This window comes from Staphylococcus sp. mip270_02 (assembly GCF_054031535.1).
Genome location: NZ_CM132934.1, coordinates 1,240,320 through 1,256,896 on the forward strand (window position 1 = coordinate 1,240,320; position 16,577 = coordinate 1,256,896).

Genomic DNA, 16,577 nt, shown 5'->3' on the forward strand with positions numbered 1-16,577 from the left:
GATGTCGTAAATATTTAGATAACATAGAATAGTTACATAGTAAATTTTAAAATAACTGATTAGATTGGTTATGCAAATAACGAAATTAGTGATTTTACACCCAGACTGAAAGGCGATCTGACATCTTTATATAAACTGTTAAAATTTACTAAATCCATTTAAACTTTCAAAGTTTACCGATGAACAAATATGTTAAAATAGAATTTAAATTGGGGGTGACAAGGTTGGATAAAGTAAGAGGGATTATTATGACATTGGTTATAGCGATGGTAGCTACAATTATGGGGAGTAAGTTTCCAATAATTGGAAGTGCTATTTTTGCTATAATAATCGGTATAATAATCAATAATGTAATCTTAATTCCCAAAAAATATGAAGCGGGTATCAAATTCAGCAGTAAGAAAATACTGCATTATAGTATTGTAGTGTTAGGATTTACACTGAGCTTTCAATCAATTGGTATCATTGGATGGAAGTCATTGCCAATTATTATTGTTACATTATGTGCGGCGTTTTTAGCAGTATTCTTAATGATGAAGATATTTAAAATAAATGAGCATCTTAGTATATTGATTGGTGTTGGTACAGCGATATGTGGTGGTTCTGCCATCGCAGCAACTAGCCCAGTTATCAAGGCGAAAGAAAGTGAAGTTGCTTTTGCAATTTCAACTATTTTTTTATTTAATTTATTAGCTGTTTTTATCTTTCCTCCTTTAGGTCACATTATGCATATGAGTCAAAGTACATTTGGCTATTTTGGAGGAACTGCAATTAATGATACTTCAAGTGTAATTGCTGCCACATCAAATTATGGTAAAACATCATTAGAAACTGGCGCAGTTGTAAAATTAACACGTACATTAATGATTATTCCAGTCGTATTATTTTTTACATATAGAACGGTACGGAAAGAAAGAGAAGCACAGACTGATACATCAATTGCTAAAATCTTCCCGTGGTTTATTGTATGGTTTGTTGTAGCTTCCTTAATTAGTACTATTTTCAATTTTTCGCCTATGGTCATAAGCTTTTTCCAACAAGTAGCACTATTTTTAATTACAATGGCTATGGCAGGTATTGGTTTGAATGTTAACTTTAATCAATTTAAACAGGCTGGCTTTAAACCGGTATTACTTGGTTTAGTTACATGGATTGTAGTGATTGTTACAAGTTTGATAACAATGAAATTAGTTAACTTACTATAATGTTTGTTCTAAATGATTTTTTTGAATATAATAGGAAAAATAGAATTTTATATGAGATAAGGAGTATCTAAATGGCAGAGGAAACAAGTTATTTTTGGTTAAACTGCGGTTATAATCGCTGGAATCATAATGAACCAATGGTAGGGCAAACGACATTATTTGAATCAGGTGCACAATTTAATCCTTCACAAGGTTTCCGATCCTTTAAACAAGCTAAAGTAGGAGATCGAGTTGTCTTCTATCAAGTACAAATGGATACTGGCTTATTAGGTTTTGGGGAAATTACAAGTGTTCAAACTGGTGCACAAAATAAAATTCGTGTCCATTTTCAGTTACAAGAACAACTGAAACCTTTAACAGCTGATTATTTAAAGAGAAGTGACCAATTAGAATTTAGAATGAGTAACATGAAAGAAACACTTTTTAATCAAATTACAAAAGAAGAATTTGAATTAATTGTTAGTTTAGGTAAAGGGGAAACTAAAATACCTAGATACTTTTTTGTATCGGAAGCACAAGATTTTGAACCTAATTCATATAATACAATTTACACACATACTTACAATGGTATTAAACGGAATGGCTACCATTTTTATACGCAACTTGAGATTGGAGATAAAATCGTTTTTTATAATAAAAAACGAGATCAATCTGTTATTGGTGTAGGGGAAGTCAGTAAACATATACATGAAAAGGCACCGATAGCTGGTAGGACTAATAGTACCGCTATTGAAGTTTACTTTGAAAAAGAAATTGAACCTGTATCACTTAGTACATTGAACAAGCATCCTAAACTAAAAAATATTTACTTTTTACAAGAAAATGCTAAACAGGCTATTGCTAGCTTGTCTCAAGTACAATTTGAAGCAATTCTTGATATGAGTGCAAATGATGGTCTGAAATCACAATTTGAGTCCGTTCCTACTGAAAATGTCATTGATAAAGCACAAGAAGAATTAAAACCATTCATTTTGCTAGTTGTAGATAAGGGTGAAGGTCTAAAAGCAGCAGAAGACTTATTACAGAAGACAAACGCGAATCCCGTCATAACAACAGGACACCCTGACTTTAATGAAGATATGCTCTATGGTAAATATTTACCAAATGAGACAGGCGCGCTATATTATAGAGAAGGATTTATTACTAACCTTATGCCTCGAAAAGATAAAAGTTATTTAGTGATAGATAACTTTAATCGAATTGATCCAGATGTATTTCAAGCTTACATTAATGTATTAGAAGGGTATGAAGTGACGCTACCACGCTATAATAAAGATGGTACAATGGTAAAATGGTCTAGAAAGAAAGATTCATATTACCACTTTAATCCTAACTGGCATATCGTGGGTGTAACTTATGATAACTTAAATGATATTAAACAAAAATATACTGAACAATTTTTGAAATACACTAGAATTGTGAAGGTGAACCAAGACTAGTATCACAAATCACAAATAAGATACCGTCAATATTTTAACCGTCTATGTGCATAAAAGCATGTTAATCACTGTCCTTAGACTTGTTTTTAAAAATGTTTTAATTATAGTAACTTTGATTCAATATCATATTTAAGTTTTAGATATTCACATATTTTTTTATCGCGGAAATTAGCTTACAATCATCTTAGTTTTTAGATGAGGTAAGCTTTTTTTATTGTGATTATCCATTTTATATTGAATAATATATTATTTGTAACCAGTAGCAGTATGATTTATTTTATGTAATTTAGGTTATAATAATGTTAGGAGAATTTTAATTTATGAATAATTAACTATAAAGTTATATAATATAAGGAGTGTTAAGTATGCCAATAGTTTATTACGATAGCAATTGTGTTTATTGTTATAATTATGCAATATGGCTGATACAAAAAGGTTTGTCTAGACGCTATCAATTCGCATCATTACAAGGCGAAACAGCACAGAACCTATTATCAAACTATCCTGAAACTCAACAATATGATAGCGTTATATTACAAGAAGGGGATCATTTAGAATATAAATCAGATGCAATTACAACGCTGATAACGTCATTGACTAATTATAAATGGATAGGGATACTATTACATTTAACACCTAAATTTATCAGGGATTTAGGTTATCAATTATTTGCTGACAATAGAAATCATATGTGGAAAACACATTGGCATCAACCAAATGATTACGAAAAATCTTTTTTTATTGATTAATGAATTTCAACTGAAACTACGGAGGATACAGACATGGGAAAAATTATAGTGATAGGTAGCGCATCAATTGATTTGGTAGTACAAACAGAAATCTTACCTGAAGCTGGAGAAACAGTAATGGGGGAATCATTCTTTACTAATCCAGGAGGTAAAGGTGCAAATCAGGCAGTCGCAGCAGCTCGGTTAAGTAATGAGGTTTATATGATAGGTGCTGTCGGTGACGATGATAATGGCAAACAAATTCTATCAAATTTAGAACAGAATAATGTTAATACAACTTATATGGATGTTATCGAAAATGAGAAATCGGGGACTGCCCACATTACTTTATTTGATGATGATAACCGTATCATTGTAGTACCAGCGTCAAACAACTATGTAACAGCAGAAAGAGTTCTACCAAAACTTGAAAATTTTAGTGCAGGAGACATTATTGTAATGCAACACGAAATACCTGAATCAACAATAAAAGATGTTGTTGATTATGCTGTTGACCATGATATGAAGGTTATATTAAATCCAGCACCATATCGAAAATTGGATAACACAATAATTGAAAAAGTAACATGGCTAACACCGAATGAGTCTGAAAGTGAGCTGTTATTTGATAATCAAGTTGATGATGCATTAAAAGCATACCCACATAAATTGATTGTTACTAAAGGTGCTTCTGGTGCAATGTATTATAGCGATTCTCAACAATTGGTTGAGGGGTACAAAAAGCAAGTAGTTGATACTACAGGTGCAGGTGATACATTTAATGGTGCATTAGCAGTTGCACTAATTGAGAACAAGCCATTAGAACAGGCAGTTGCTTTTGCTAATTTAGCAGGCAGTTATTCAGTGACTGGATTAGGAGCTCAGGGTGCAATGCCATACAGAAAAGACCTGGAATAAACGCTACCTTATTGTTATAATATAAGTGGTTATCTAATCTGTATACAGATTAAAATGATTCTAATTTATTCAGCTATAACTCTTTACAGATTATAATTATTATTATATAATATTTATTGTAATAAAAGATTTGTGTCGTCTTTTGTGACGATAATAAATTTTAAAAGGAGAGATTTTTATGGCAAAAAGTAATGAAGAAGTAGTAAAAGTATTAAATCAACAAGTAGCAAACTGGACAGTAGCATTCACCAAATTACACAATTTTCATTGGTATGTAAAAGGGCCTAATTTCTTCTCACTACACACTAAATTTGAAGAATTATACGATGAAGCTAGCCAATACATTGATGATTTAGCTGAAAGAATTTTGGCAGCAGGTGGTAATCCAGTAGCAACTTTAAAAGAAAGTTTAGAACTTTCAATTATCGAAGAAGCTGGAAAAGGTTATAAAGCTGAAGAAATGGTTGAAGAGCTTGCAAAAGACTTCGATAATATATCAAACCAGTTAGAACAAGCAATTGAAGTTGCTTCAAATGCTGAAGACGACGTAACTGAAGATATGTTCATTGGTATGCAAACAAATATTGATAAACATAACTGGATGTTAAAATCATATTTAGGTAGATAATCTATTCAGGCTAAAATATAAATAAATACAAAAAGAAGCTTTTCAGACATTTGGTGTACTGAGAAGCTTCTTTTTGTTTATCTCAAAAAATAAAAGGTAAACTGTAAATGGTCTATTACAGTTTACCTTAAGAGTAAGGTTTAATATTGAGTTATTCTGCGATTTCTAATGCAATTTCCATCATTTGAGTAAATGAGTTTTGACGTTCTTCAGCTGTTGTAGCTTCATCGCGTAAGATATGATCACTTACAGTAAAAATACCTAAGGCTTTTTTATTTGCATAAGTGGCATTTAAATATAATGCTGCAGATTCCATTTCAATACCTAAGACACCCATACGTTGCCATCTTTCATTGAATGTTTCGTCAGCATTATAGAATGTGTCAGATGATAAGATATTACCAACATGAGTTGTTGCACCAATATCGTCTGCTTTTTGTTTTGCTTTTAATATTAAGTCAAAATCTGCCAATGGTGCAAAATGGCCTGGGATATTATATTGCTCAACATAACTGGAATTTGTTGAAGCGCCTTGGGCAATAATAACGTCATAAAGGTTCACATTTTCTTGTAATGCACCGCAAGAACCGATGCGAATAATTGTTTCAACATTAAAGAAATTATAAAGTTCATAAGAATAAATACCAATACTTGGTACGCCCATTCCAGAGCCCATTACTGATACTTCCTTACCATTGTATGTACCTGTATAGCCGAACATATTACGTACTTCGTTAAATTGTTCAACATTTTCTAAATAATTATCAGCAATATATTTTGCGCGAAGCGGATCGCCTGGCATTAATACAGTTTTAGCGATTTTAGTCCCATTAGGTTGAATATGAGGTGTTGCTTTTGTCATAGTCATCTTCTCCTTTAAATTCTTTATCAAATTAAAGATAACATTTGTTTATTATTTTTGCTAATTTTTGTAATATAGAGATAAAGAAAAGTTATTTATTAAGGATATGTTATTAATTTTGCTTTATAATTATGAGTGGTATGAAAACATATAGATAATTAGGAGGATTTAATATGAATTACGCAAAATATATAGATCACACATTACTTAAACCAGAGTCTACGAGAGCTCAAATTGATAAAATTATTGAGGAAGCTAAGTCATTTAGCTTTAAATCAGTTTGTATCAATCCTACACACGTTAAATATGCTGCAGAACAACTTAAAGATTCTGGTGTATTAGTATGTACGGTTATCGGATTTCCTTTAGGTGCATCTACAACAGAAACAAAAATGTTTGAAGTTGAAGATGCGATTAAAAATGGCGCGTCTGAAGTAGATATGGTCATTAATATTGGTGCGCTAAAAGACGGTCGTTTTGATGAAGTTCAAAAGGATATTGAAGGTGTAGTAGGCGCTGCTAATGGAAAAACAGTTAAAGTTATTATTGAGACATGCCTATTAACAGACGAAGAGAAAGTTAAAGCATCAGAATTAAGTAAAGCAGCAGGTGCTGATTTTGTTAAAACTTCAACAGGTTTTGCAGGTGGAGGTGCTACTCCAGAAGATGTAAAATTAATGAAAGATACTGTAGGAGAAGACTTAGAAGTTAAGGCTTCTGGTGGCGTGAGAAACCTAAATGATTTTAACCAAATGCTTGAAGCAGGCGCTACACGTATTGGTGCAAGCGCTGGTGTTCAAATCATTCAAGGTTTAGAAAGTAATTCTGACTATTAATTGCTCATTAATCGTGGGAATATCAATGTTTTTACGTCTTTATTTGAAAAGGGAGGCCAACTCATATGAGAATGGTAGATATTATTGAAAAAAAACGTGATGGACAAGTATTGACTAAACAAGAGATTGAGTACTTTATTGAGGAATATACCAATGGTAATATTCCGGATTATCAAGCATCAAGTTTAGCTATGGCGATATATTTTCAAGACATGAATGATGATGAACGTGCAGCACTAACAATGGCTATGGTGAATTCTGGTGATGTCATAGACTTATCTAATATTGATGGGATTAAGGTAGATAAGCATTCAACTGGTGGCGTGGGTGATACAACTACACTAGTATTAGCACCTTTAGTAGCATCAGTAGGTGTACCTGTAGCCAAAATGAGTGGCCGTGGTCTAGGACATACTGGTGGAACGATTGATAAATTAGAATCTGTAGCAGGTTTCCATGTGGAAATCAGTGAAGATAAATTTGTTAAATTAGTCAACGAAGCGAAAGTCGCAGTGATAGGTCAAACAGGCAACCTTACACCAGCAGATAAAAAATTATATGGCCTTCGTGACGTTACGGGGACTGTAAATTCGATTCCATTAATTGCTTCATCAATCATGAGTAAAAAAATTGCTGCAGGTGCAGACGCCATTGTTTTAGATGTGAAAACAGGTAATGGTGCGTTTATGAAGACAATCGAAGAAGCTGAAGCGTTGGCGCATGCAATGGTTAGTATTGGTAACAATGTAGGTAGAAATACGATGGCTATTATTTCTGATATGAGCCAACCGTTAGGCAATGCCATAGGAAATGCTCTGGAAGTCAAAGAAGCAATTGAAACTTTACAAGGTAAAGGTCCAAAAGACCTTACAGAATTAGTGATGACACTAGGCTCACAAATGGTCGTTGTAGGTGGTAAAGCTAAGGACTTAGACGAAGCACGACAATTGTTAGAAAATGCAATTCAAAATGGTTCAGCATTAGAAACTTTTAGAACATTTTTAGAAAATCAAGATGGTGATGGTTCAGTTGTAGATGATGTAAAAAAATTACCACAAGCTAAATATCAAATTCAATTACCATCACCAAAGACGGGGGTTGTAACTGAAATCGTTGCAAATGAGATAGGTGTTGCTTCGATGATGTTAGGTGCAGGTAGACAAACAAAAGAAGATGATATTGATTTAAGTGTTGGTCTCGTATTGCATAAAAAAGTAGGAGACAAGGTGAATGAAGGAGAAGCACTATTAACCATTCATAGTAATAAAGAGCAAATTGATGACGTCAAAGACAAACTCAATGAAAATATTACGATAAGTCAAACTGGTACCGAACCGACATTGATTCATAAAATTATTACTGAATAGGAGTGAACGTCATGACTACACCATTCAAACGTGTACATTTAATTGTTATGGACTCAGTTGGTATTGGAGAAGGACCTGATGCCAAAGCCTTTAATGATGAAGGCAGCCATACATTAAAACACACATTAGCAGGATTTAATCAAAACTTACCTAACTTACAAAAGCTGGGATTAGGTAACATTGACCCTTTGCCAATTATTGAACAAGAGTCACAACCACAAGCGTTTTATACTAAAATGAGTGAAGCGTCAGTGGGTAAAGATACAATGACTGGTCATTGGGAAATTATGGGCCTAAATATAATGCAGCCCTTCAAAGTATATCCAGAAGGCTTTCCTGAAGAACTCGTTAGTGAAATAGAATCATTAACTGGTCGTAAAGTTGTGGCAAATCGTCCTGCCTCAGGAACTCAGATTATTGATGAGTGGGGAGAGCATCAAATGAAAACGGGTGATTTGATAGTATATACATCAGCGGATCCTGTGCTTCAAATTGCTGCGCATGAAGATATAATACCTTTAGAAGAGTTATACGATATATGTGAGAAGGTTAGAGAGTTAACTAAAGATCCAAAATATTTGATAGGTAGAATTATTGCCAGACCATATATAGGTGAGCCTGGTTCGTTTAAAAGAACTTCCAATAGACACGATTATGCCTTGAAACCGTTCGGAAGAACAGTAATGAATGAATTAAAAGATAACGGTTATGATGTGATAGCCCTAGGTAAAATCAACGACATCTTTGATGGAGAAGGCGTGACAGAATCAATTCGTACTAAAGATAATATGGATGGTATGGATAAATTAGTTGAAACAGTACAACGAGACTTTAATGGTATGAGTTTCTTAAATCTTGTTGATTTCGATGCCTTATATGGCCATCGTCGTGATAAAGGTGGTTACGCACAAGCTCTTAAAGAGTTTGATGAGCGTCTGCCAGAACTTATTAATCATTTGCAAGAAGACGACTTAGTGATTATTACAGCCGACCATGGAAATGATCCGACTGCAGACGGCACAGATCATACAAGAGAGTTTGTACCAGTATTGATGTTTAGTCCGAAAATTAAAGACTACCATGAATTAACAGTCGATAACACATTCAGTTCTTTAGGAGCGACGATTGCTGATAACTTTGGTGTGAAATTACCAGAGTTTGGCAGAAGTTACTTAAAAGAAATGGGTGTTGAAAAGTGAATAAAATAACGAGAGTGATTTTTGGCATTGTTTTTAGTATCGCTGGTATTTTGCATTTTAAAGACGAACAAAAATTTAGAGCGATCATACCAACATACCTTCCGTTTAGAAAAGCGGCAGTATTAATCACTGGTGTGTTTGAAGTGGTTTTTGGTTTGTTATTGCTAGCTCGCAAACCTTCGACATGCTTGAAAAAGGCTATCATTGCGTTTTTATTGGCTGTGTTTCCAGCTAATATATACATGGCGCGTAACAATATTCCATTAGGCGGTAAAGAACTGCCTAAGTGGGCGTTGTATGGTAGACTTCCGCTACAGTTTGTCATGATTAAAATGATAAGTAAACTATAAGTTATTAGTTTGAATAAATAGAAACGCTTCAAAGTGTACATTAAAGAATGTCTGCTTCGAAGCGTTTTTTTGCGTAGCGATAAGATTGTTATATTTACTATTAATAAATTTATGATTTATAAAAAAGAAGAGGTTAGGCATGAAAGTGCATGCTTAACCTCTTCTTTTTTGTTGATAATAAGTAATTGCTCATGTTCTATCTTTTGTAGAGACCCCAGTTTAAAGTTACTTACTTTCACCATAAATATCATGCCATTCATCTTTTTTATCTAAAAATGTTTGCGCGATTTCCTTTGCGCCTTCTAATGAATGACTTGCTGCCCAACCACATTGTACTTCATTACAAGCCGGTACCTCTGTAGCATTTAATACGTCTTGAATTGTTTTTTCGATGATTTGTAGTACATCTTTATAATCATCATGGTTGATGAATGAAACGTAAAAGCCAGTCTGACATCCCATTGGACTGATATCAACGACTTTATCTGAATGATTACGGATATTTTCAGCCATAAGATGTTCTAGTGAATGTAATCCTGGCATATCCATGTGCTCTTTATTTGGTTGTTTGAAACGAATATCATATTTATGAATAACATCTCCGTTTGCGCCTTCCATTTTTCCTGCGAGTCTTACAAATGGCGCAGATACAATTGTGTGGTCTAAATTGAAGCTTTCAACATTCATTTTTGGCATGGTGTTATCCTCCTAATATTTTACATAAACTAATTGTAACAAGACCAAACAGTATTTACAATTTCTGTATTTGGGTAAACTCATAGAATAGCTAACAATTATTATAAATTTCAGAAAATTAATGACAGAATCCAACAAACCCGATAGAATAAGTAATAATTAAAACAGGTTTTGTACATTATGAATTATAAATTGTGTTATTAAATAAATTACTTATTGCGTTTCATTTTAGTGTTCATCGCTATAAAGGCAATATTAGGAGGGCGTATTTATACTATGAAAAACAAACAAATTATTTTAGATTACATAGAAAATGATAAATATAAATTTTTGGAAATGAGCCATCAAATACATCAAAGACCTGAATTAGGAAATGAAGAAATTTTTGCATCTAGATCACTAATTGAAATGTTAGACAGCAATGATTTTGAAGTCGAAACGGATATCGCTGGTCATGCTACTGGTTTCATAGCTAGATATGAATCAGATTTACCGGGTCCTACAATAGGATTCTTAGCAGAATATGATGCATTACCAGGTTTAGGTCATGCTTGTGGTCACAATATTATTGGAACGGCAAGTACTTTTGCGGGTATCGCGTTGAAACAACTCATAAATAAAATTGGAGGAAAAGTTATTGTACTTGGATGCCCAGCTGAAGAAGGTGGAGAAAACGGGAGCGCTAAAGCAACTTATGTTAAAGAAGGTGTTATTGACGAATTAGATATTGCGTTAATGGTGCATCCCGGTAATGAAACTTATAGAACGATTAATACATTGGCTGTAGATGTTTTAGATATTAAATTTTATGGTAAAAGTACACATGCTTCTGAAAATGCTGATGAAGCTAGAAATGCATTAGACGCAATGATTTCTTATTTTAATGGTGTAGCACAATTAAGACAACATATTAAAAATGGACAACGTGTACATGGTGTCATATTAGACGGTGGTAAGGCGGCTAATATTATTCCGGACTATACGCATGCACGTTTTTATACAAGAGCAACTTCGCGTCAAGAATTAGATATATTAACAGAACGAGTAGGACAAATTGCAAAAGGTGCAGCCATTCAAACTGAATGCGATTATGAATTTGGGCCAATACAAAACGGTGTAAATGAATTTATAAAATCTTCTAAACTAGATGATTTGTTTGCAAAATATGCAACTGAAATGGGAGAAGCTGTTATAGATGATGATTTTGGGTATGGTTCAACAGATACGGGGAACGTAAGTCATATTGTACCTACAATACATCCTCATATTAAAATAGGATCCCGTAATTTAGTTGGCCACACGCATAGATTTCGTGAAGCTGCAGCAAGTACACAAGGTGATAATGCCTTAATTAGAGGCACAAAGATTCTTGCCTTAATGGGTTTAGAATTAATCACTAATAAATCGTTGTTTGATGAAATTATCGAGCAACACCGATATATAAAGGAGCATAAAAAATGACTAATCAAAGCTCTCTGCATCCTCAATTAACACTTAGTGATCTATATGATTCTAGTATTGTCTATACTTCACGGCCATCATATGTTTCGAACCCTTGGTTAGAACCTGAAGAACATCAGTCCAATTTTCTAACTGGTAGAGAGCTCATCATTGCTAACCAAATGCCTGTAATAGTACACGAGGCATGTGTTACAAATAAATTGAAAATTTTGTTTGAAGCTGTAGGTAAAGCCATGCCTACAAACATTATTCAATTTAATAATCGAAGAAGTTATGAACAAGTGATCCAAGATTTAGCATTGAATGACAATAAAAAAATATATTTCCAATATATTCATGGTGAAGATATTGTAAACAAAGAGTATTATGCATTAAATAAAGATGTTTTTATGGCTTTAAATAATAAAGCACGTATCCCAGAGTGGACTAATTACAAATATTTACCTAAAAGAGAAGTTGTAGCCATTGATGATTTTCGCCACGCAGTTTCTTTTTGGGAATTTCCATTTGTATTAAAACCAGGCGACGACTTACCTACAGCAGGTGGATATGGCGTTATGATTTGTAATGATGAAAAAGATTTAGACCAAGCTAAAATCCGAATTGAGCAAGCAAAAAGCGAAACAGACACAATTATTATAGAACAAAAAGTAGAAATAGTTACGAATTATTGCGTGCAATATGCATATTCTAAATATACAGGTATTCAATATATTGGTACATCTGATCAAATTACAGATGATTATGGTTCTTACAAAGGTAACCAAAATACACATGATGTTCCACAATCAGTGATTCAAGCTGGCAGAGAGATAATGGAAATAGGTGTTGCGAAAGGGTATTTTGGTATTGCTGGATTCGATTTGTTGTTAGATAAGAATGGTGAAGTATTTGCCATAGATTTAAATTTTAGACAAAACGGTTCAACGAGTATGTTATTGTTAGAACCTATGTTGCAAGGCAAATATCATAAATTCTTTAGTTATATAGCGCCAGATAATTGCGATAATGAACATTTTTTCAAAATAATTGAGAAATATGTAAATAAAGGCGTATTGTTCCCATTATCTTATTACGATGGTGACTGGTATAAGAATGAAGTTGTTCAATCAAGGTTTGGTTGTATTTGGCATGGAGAAAGCCAAGCCTTAGTGGAATCTATGGAGCGACAGTTTTTAGAAGAACTGAAAAATAACCTATAGGCGCATTGATTGATGAATACATTTAATTTTATCAGTGATTGTAACCAGCTAATGTAACTATAATAGTAAGCTTAAGACGCCATTGTAGTAGTTGTTGTTTGTTGTCACATTTCTATCATGAATGTCTATTGTATAGCGTCTCGTTTATTATCGGCGATTGACTAGAGCCATGCAGTCCTTTATATTCTTAATATAGGTAAATTATTATGAATGGATTGAAGGTGTTTTGATGTCTTATAAAGAAAGTTCATTTTTTAAAGAAATATTAATTAATGAAGTGTTTTATGTAGCAACGGAAGCAAAGGAATTAATCAGACAAGAAGTAGATGAAAATAAAGTCGTATGTACTTGGACTGATAAAGAGACTGCCGAAGCTTACTTGAAAAAGCAAAAAATTGATTACGATAAAATTAAAAAGATAGATATCGATCGTTTTGTAACTTATGAAATCGATAATGTCTTTAGCGATAACGAACAAGTATTGATGAACCCTACTTCTGAGAAAGATGGTGAGCTTATACCAATCGCAGAAGCTACGGATGAATTAATGTCTGATTTAGATAATATTCGTTTAAAAGAATTTGTTAAGGATGTTGCAAAAGAAGACGCAGTGTTTGGTTTGACAAATAAAAACGTTAAGCAATTCCTTATGATTAGTGATGAATCACATCAAAGACCTAATATCATGCCTGTATGGAGTATCAAAAAAAGAGCTGAGAAGGTAAGAGATGAAGATTTTGAAGAGTGTGACATTATAGAAGTAGAAGGTGAAGTATTCGCTGAATGGTTAGATAACTTACGAGATGACGATAACGCGGTTGCAATCGATTTGAAACCAGGCGTTTTAGGTAGTGTAGTACCTGCACAAAAAGTATTGGATCAGCTTCCTTTTTAAAATAAAAGGGCTCTAAGACATGAAAATATGTCTCGGGGCCCTTTTAACTTTATAGACAGTAAAGAACTTAAATAAAATTAAGCTTATAAATGAATAGCACCTAGAGCACCTGAAAAGGCGCCGTGTTCGATATAATACGGTTTGAAGCCTCTTAATACTGTATAGTCTTTAACGACCTCTTTTAATAATTCATTATTATGAAATGACGAACCGATATATGCAACGTTTTCTGTGTTATGCTCTCTAGCTACAGTAATAGACATTGTAGTAATAACTTCACCGACGACACCTATAACAGAGGCTAGTTTATCTGCTTCTGTAAAGTTAGTATCTAAATTATGTAAGACATTACCAAAGTTTGCTGCTGTTAAATCACCAGAGATTGGTGGCTCACTATCTTTGTAAATGTGTTTTACTTTCAAGTCAATGATATCTCTATTACCATTTTGAGCAGTATCAGTTAAGGTTTTATAGTCTTTGATTCCAGTCAATAAGTAACCTAGGCCTTGTATCATACCGCCACCTGTACCAACGCCCCCAACTCGCTGTTGACTGTTTCCGTTAGAAAAATGTATAGAAGTGCCTGTACCTACATTTGTGAAAATGTAGTCATCTAAAAAGTGTCCTTGTTCTTCAAGTAGTATTTCCAGCCCTTTAGCAGCAGCATCAAACTCAATAAATATACGTGCATCAAAATTTAATTTTTCATTTATGAGTGCAGCTTGACCGCCTGTCAAGCTAATACTTTCACAGTCTTGTTGGTTCAACCATTTTATGACATCATCGATTTCCGTTGTTAATCTTGTGTTATATTCACGTTTACCGGCATAATCTTGAACAATTTTAATAAGCGTCCCACCAGCATCGATGCCAATTTTCATCTAAAATTCCTCCTAAAAAATTTCCATTTTAACTAATAGTATAATAAAATTTAAGAAAATCAACTATGAATTTGCTAGAGGACCAATTTCTTCACTTGAAGTAAGCATTAGTTTATATAAAGTAGACATGCAAAAGATATATGCAAATATTTTATTTTTTCAATAGGTATTTTGATAGTTAAAATACTAATTATTAATAGAGCAATGAATAGCTTTTTAAATTAATTCCAGATTTATAGATTATTTTATGTGTAATAGTGGTATTAATAATTACTACTACGTTTTAAATAGGGGATATTAAAATGGTGATTAAGCAAAAATTTGAAAATATTATAGTACAAGAGTTTGAAGAGAAGTATAGACAGGCTCTTTATGAGTTTAATTTAAATGAGCGTCAACAAATCTATTCTTCTTTACCGAAAGATGTGTTAGATGATGCAATAAATGATGAGGAGAGGATTGCCAATATTGCACTAAATAAAGCGGGAGATGTTGTTGGTTTTTTTGTGCTACATCAATATTATCAACATGAAGGATATGATACACCTAGCCAAGTTATTTATGTTAGGTCTTTATCCGTAAATGAAGATTACCAAGGCTATGGCTACGGCACAAAGATGATGATGTATTTGCCTCAATATGTTCAAGATTTATTTCCGAATTTTAACCACTTATATCTTGTGGTTGATGCAGAGAACAAAGGTGCATGGAATGTATATGAACGTGCAGGTTTTATGCATGCTGCAACGAAAGAAGAAGGGCCAATTGGTAAAGAGCGATTATATTATTTAGATTTAGATTCTAAGCATGTCTCATCTTTAAAGTTAAAGCCAAATACAGATGAACAACCCTTTAACATACACATCATAGACTTAATAAAAGATGGGCAAAAAGTTGGCTTTATAGCTATAGAGAGACATGATGGACGAATGAATATTTCTAAGATTGAAGTAAATAAAGATAAGAGACATCATGGTATTGCAGAAAGCGCCTTGAGACAATTAGCAACATATGTTAGAAAGCATTTTAATGATGTAGAACTTTTGACAATTACTCTCTATGGAGAGAATAATGAATTAAAGTCACTATGTATAAATAGTAATTTTGTTGAAATTGAGGCGGCTGATGACTTTATTGGCTTTGAAAAATATATAAATTACTAAATGCGATTGCGAAATCAAGCATTGTCATTTATAATTTACATTTGTTATTATTACTTATGATAAACTTAGTACTGATTTGGATAAATGCCTTTGAAAGGAAGAATAAATAATGAGAATTCAAGATTATACAAAAGAAATGGTTGATGAGAAATCATTTATCGATATGGCTTACACATTATTAAACGAAAAAAATGATACGATGAATTTATACGATATCATTGATGAATTTAAAGCGTTAGGTCACTATGAAGATGAAGAAATTGAAGATAGAATTGTTCAATTCTATACGGATTTAAACACAGACGGACGTTTCTTAAACGTTGGAGAAAATATTTGGGGCTTACGTGATTGGTATTCAGTTGCTGACATCGAAGAAAAAATTGCTCCTACAATTCAAAAATTCGATATCCTAGATGACGATGCTGAAGAAGACAAAAACTTAAAATTACTTGGTGAAGATGAAACTGAAGATGATGATGATATTCCAACAGTAACCGACGACCAAGAAACATTAAATGACCCAGAAGATCCTGAAGAAGACGATGTAGATGAAGATCTTAATGAATCAGATATCGTTATCGATGAGGACGACGAAGATTTTGATGATGAAGAAGACGAAGAAGACGAAGAATTTGAAGAAGATGAAGAGGATTTTAAAGAATAATTCTTCGAGATTTAATTGACTTTTTTCAAGAACATGATAAAATTTTATTCGGGCTCCTTTAAATAGGACGACGTGTATAAATA

At 33.1% G+C, this 16,577-nt stretch carries 17 protein-coding genes; 14 read left to right on the top strand and 3 right to left on the bottom strand.

The genetic code is table 11. From position 1 onward, the window contains the following. Positions 1-224: 224 nt before the first annotated feature. The 5 genes from ACW5YJ_RS05630 (at position 225) to ACW5YJ_RS05650 (ending at position 4,918) form a co-directional block, all read left to right on the top strand. Complete coding sequence (locus ACW5YJ_RS05630) at positions 225-1,205, top strand: YeiH family protein (RefSeq protein WP_017722055.1); 981 nt, start codon at positions 225-227, stop codon at positions 1,203-1,205. Between the two features lie 71 nt (positions 1,206-1,276). Continuing rightward, entirely contained in the window at positions 1,277-2,644 is a 1,368-nt protein-coding gene (locus ACW5YJ_RS05635; protein WP_457338567.1) for an EVE domain-containing protein, read from the top strand. A 365-nt stretch (positions 2,645-3,009) separates the two neighbouring features. Beyond that, positions 3,010-3,393, top strand: a complete 384-nt coding sequence (locus tag ACW5YJ_RS05640; protein ID WP_017722057.1) for a thiol-disulfide oxidoreductase DCC family protein — start codon at positions 3,010-3,012, stop codon at positions 3,391-3,393. 33 nt (positions 3,394-3,426) lie between these two features. Next, a complete protein-coding gene (gene rbsK, locus ACW5YJ_RS05645) occupies positions 3,427-4,290 on the top strand; it encodes a ribokinase (protein WP_017722058.1) in 864 nt (287 codons plus the stop codon). Positions 4,291-4,468: 178 nt separating this feature from the next. Continuing rightward, positions 4,469-4,918 (top strand): Dps family protein, encoded by a 450-nt coding sequence (locus ACW5YJ_RS05650; RefSeq protein WP_017722059.1) that lies wholly within the window; start codon positions 4,469-4,471, stop codon positions 4,916-4,918. Between the two features lie 151 nt (positions 4,919-5,069). Here the strand turns inward: ACW5YJ_RS05650 and deoD are convergent, their stop codons facing one another. Then, on the bottom strand, positions 5,070-5,780 hold the full coding sequence (deoD, locus tag ACW5YJ_RS05655) for a purine-nucleoside phosphorylase (RefSeq protein WP_017722060.1): 711 nt from the start codon (positions 5,778-5,780) through the stop codon (positions 5,070-5,072). Between the two features lie 173 nt (positions 5,781-5,953). Here deoD and deoC point away from each other — a divergent pair, with 173 nt between their 5' ends. The 4 genes from deoC (at position 5,954) to ACW5YJ_RS05675 (ending at position 9,532) form a co-directional block, all read left to right on the top strand. After that, on the top strand, positions 5,954-6,616 hold the full coding sequence (deoC, locus tag ACW5YJ_RS05660) for a deoxyribose-phosphate aldolase (protein ID WP_017722061.1): 663 nt from the start codon (positions 5,954-5,956) through the stop codon (positions 6,614-6,616). A gap of 65 nt (positions 6,617-6,681) precedes the next feature. Beyond that, entirely contained in the window at positions 6,682-7,983 is a 1,302-nt protein-coding gene (locus tag ACW5YJ_RS05665; RefSeq protein WP_017722062.1) for a pyrimidine-nucleoside phosphorylase, read from the top strand. Between the two features lie 11 nt (positions 7,984-7,994). After that, positions 7,995-9,182 (top strand): phosphopentomutase, encoded by a 1,188-nt coding sequence (gene deoB, locus ACW5YJ_RS05670; RefSeq protein WP_017722063.1) that lies wholly within the window; start codon positions 7,995-7,997, stop codon positions 9,180-9,182. After that, a complete protein-coding gene (locus ACW5YJ_RS05675) occupies positions 9,179-9,532 on the top strand; it encodes a DoxX family protein (protein ID WP_017722064.1) in 354 nt (117 codons plus the stop codon). Before deoB ends, ACW5YJ_RS05675 begins: the two co-directional genes overlap by 4 nt. A gap of 225 nt (positions 9,533-9,757) precedes the next feature. On the opposite strand, the gene ACW5YJ_RS05680 is transcribed toward ACW5YJ_RS05675, so the two are convergent. Beyond that, positions 9,758-10,228: an S-ribosylhomocysteine lyase gene (locus ACW5YJ_RS05680; RefSeq protein WP_017722065.1), complete on the bottom strand. Its 471-nt coding sequence runs from the start codon at positions 10,226-10,228 to the stop codon at positions 9,758-9,760. 276 nt (positions 10,229-10,504) lie between these two features. Here ACW5YJ_RS05680 and ACW5YJ_RS05685 point away from each other — a divergent pair, with 276 nt between their 5' ends. The 3 genes from ACW5YJ_RS05685 (at position 10,505) to ACW5YJ_RS05695 (ending at position 13,786) form a co-directional block, all read left to right on the top strand. After that, the gene (locus ACW5YJ_RS05685; RefSeq protein WP_457338568.1) at positions 10,505-11,689 is read left to right on the top strand and encodes a M20 family metallopeptidase; all 1,185 of its coding nucleotides are present in this window, start codon (positions 10,505-10,507) and stop codon (positions 11,687-11,689) included. Next, the gene (ldmS, locus tag ACW5YJ_RS05690; RefSeq protein WP_457338569.1) at positions 11,686-12,891 is read left to right on the top strand and encodes an L-aspartate--L-methionine ligase LdmS; all 1,206 of its coding nucleotides are present in this window, start codon (positions 11,686-11,688) and stop codon (positions 12,889-12,891) included. The genes ACW5YJ_RS05685 and ldmS overlap by 4 nt, the downstream gene beginning before the upstream one ends. 229 nt (positions 12,892-13,120) lie before the next feature. Beyond that, entirely contained in the window at positions 13,121-13,786 is a 666-nt protein-coding gene (locus tag ACW5YJ_RS05695; RefSeq protein WP_017722068.1) for a DUF2750 domain-containing protein, read from the top strand. 83 nt (positions 13,787-13,869) lie between these two features. Here the strand turns inward: ACW5YJ_RS05695 and coaW are convergent, their stop codons facing one another. Then, positions 13,870-14,667, bottom strand: coding sequence for a type II pantothenate kinase (coaW, locus tag ACW5YJ_RS05700; protein ID WP_119603607.1), 798 nt, complete (start codon positions 14,665-14,667; stop codon positions 13,870-13,872). A 302-nt stretch (positions 14,668-14,969) separates the two neighbouring features. Here coaW and ACW5YJ_RS05705 point away from each other — a divergent pair, with 302 nt between their 5' ends. Together ACW5YJ_RS05705 and rpoE are read left to right on the top strand one after the other, a co-directional pair. After that, positions 14,970-15,830: a GNAT family N-acetyltransferase gene (locus ACW5YJ_RS05705; RefSeq protein ID WP_457338570.1), complete on the top strand. Its 861-nt coding sequence runs from the start codon at positions 14,970-14,972 to the stop codon at positions 15,828-15,830. A gap of 109 nt (positions 15,831-15,939) precedes the next feature. Then, complete coding sequence (rpoE, locus tag ACW5YJ_RS05710; RefSeq protein WP_135092859.1) at positions 15,940-16,494, top strand: DNA-directed RNA polymerase subunit delta; 555 nt, start codon at positions 15,940-15,942, stop codon at positions 16,492-16,494. The last annotated feature ends 83 nt before the right edge of the window (positions 16,495-16,577 follow it).

Excerpts from the sequence above, each read along its gene's own strand:
- ACW5YJ_RS05635 (WP_457338567.1), top strand. The coding sequence starts at position 1,277 with ATGGCAGAGGAAACAAGTTATTTTTGGTTAAACTGCGGTTATAATCGC.
- ACW5YJ_RS05640 (WP_017722057.1), top strand. The coding sequence starts at position 3,010 with ATGCCAATAGTTTATTACGATAGCAATTGTGTTTATTGTTATAATTAT.
- rbsK (WP_017722058.1), top strand. The coding sequence starts at position 3,427 with ATGGGAAAAATTATAGTGATAGGTAGCGCATCAATTGATTTGGTAGTA.
- ACW5YJ_RS05650 (WP_017722059.1), top strand. The coding sequence starts at position 4,469 with ATGGCAAAAAGTAATGAAGAAGTAGTAAAAGTATTAAATCAACAAGTA.
- deoD (WP_017722060.1), bottom strand. The coding sequence starts at position 5,780 with ATGACAAAAGCAACACCTCATATTCAACCTAATGGGACTAAAATCGCT.
- deoC (WP_017722061.1), top strand. The coding sequence starts at position 5,954 with ATGAATTACGCAAAATATATAGATCACACATTACTTAAACCAGAGTCT.
- ACW5YJ_RS05665 (WP_017722062.1), top strand. The coding sequence starts at position 6,682 with ATGAGAATGGTAGATATTATTGAAAAAAAACGTGATGGACAAGTATTG.
- deoB (WP_017722063.1), top strand. The coding sequence starts at position 7,995 with ATGACTACACCATTCAAACGTGTACATTTAATTGTTATGGACTCAGTT.
- ACW5YJ_RS05680 (WP_017722065.1), bottom strand. The coding sequence starts at position 10,228 with ATGCCAAAAATGAATGTTGAAAGCTTCAATTTAGACCACACAATTGTA.
- ACW5YJ_RS05685 (WP_457338568.1), top strand. The coding sequence starts at position 10,505 with ATGAAAAACAAACAAATTATTTTAGATTACATAGAAAATGATAAATAT.
- ldmS (WP_457338569.1), top strand. The coding sequence starts at position 11,686 with ATGACTAATCAAAGCTCTCTGCATCCTCAATTAACACTTAGTGATCTA.
- ACW5YJ_RS05695 (WP_017722068.1), top strand. The coding sequence starts at position 13,121 with ATGTCTTATAAAGAAAGTTCATTTTTTAAAGAAATATTAATTAATGAA.
- coaW (WP_119603607.1), bottom strand. The coding sequence starts at position 14,667 with ATGAAAATTGGCATCGATGCTGGTGGGACGCTTATTAAAATTGTTCAA.
- ACW5YJ_RS05705 (WP_457338570.1), top strand. The coding sequence starts at position 14,970 with ATGGTGATTAAGCAAAAATTTGAAAATATTATAGTACAAGAGTTTGAA.
- rpoE (WP_135092859.1), top strand. The coding sequence starts at position 15,940 with ATGAGAATTCAAGATTATACAAAAGAAATGGTTGATGAGAAATCATTT.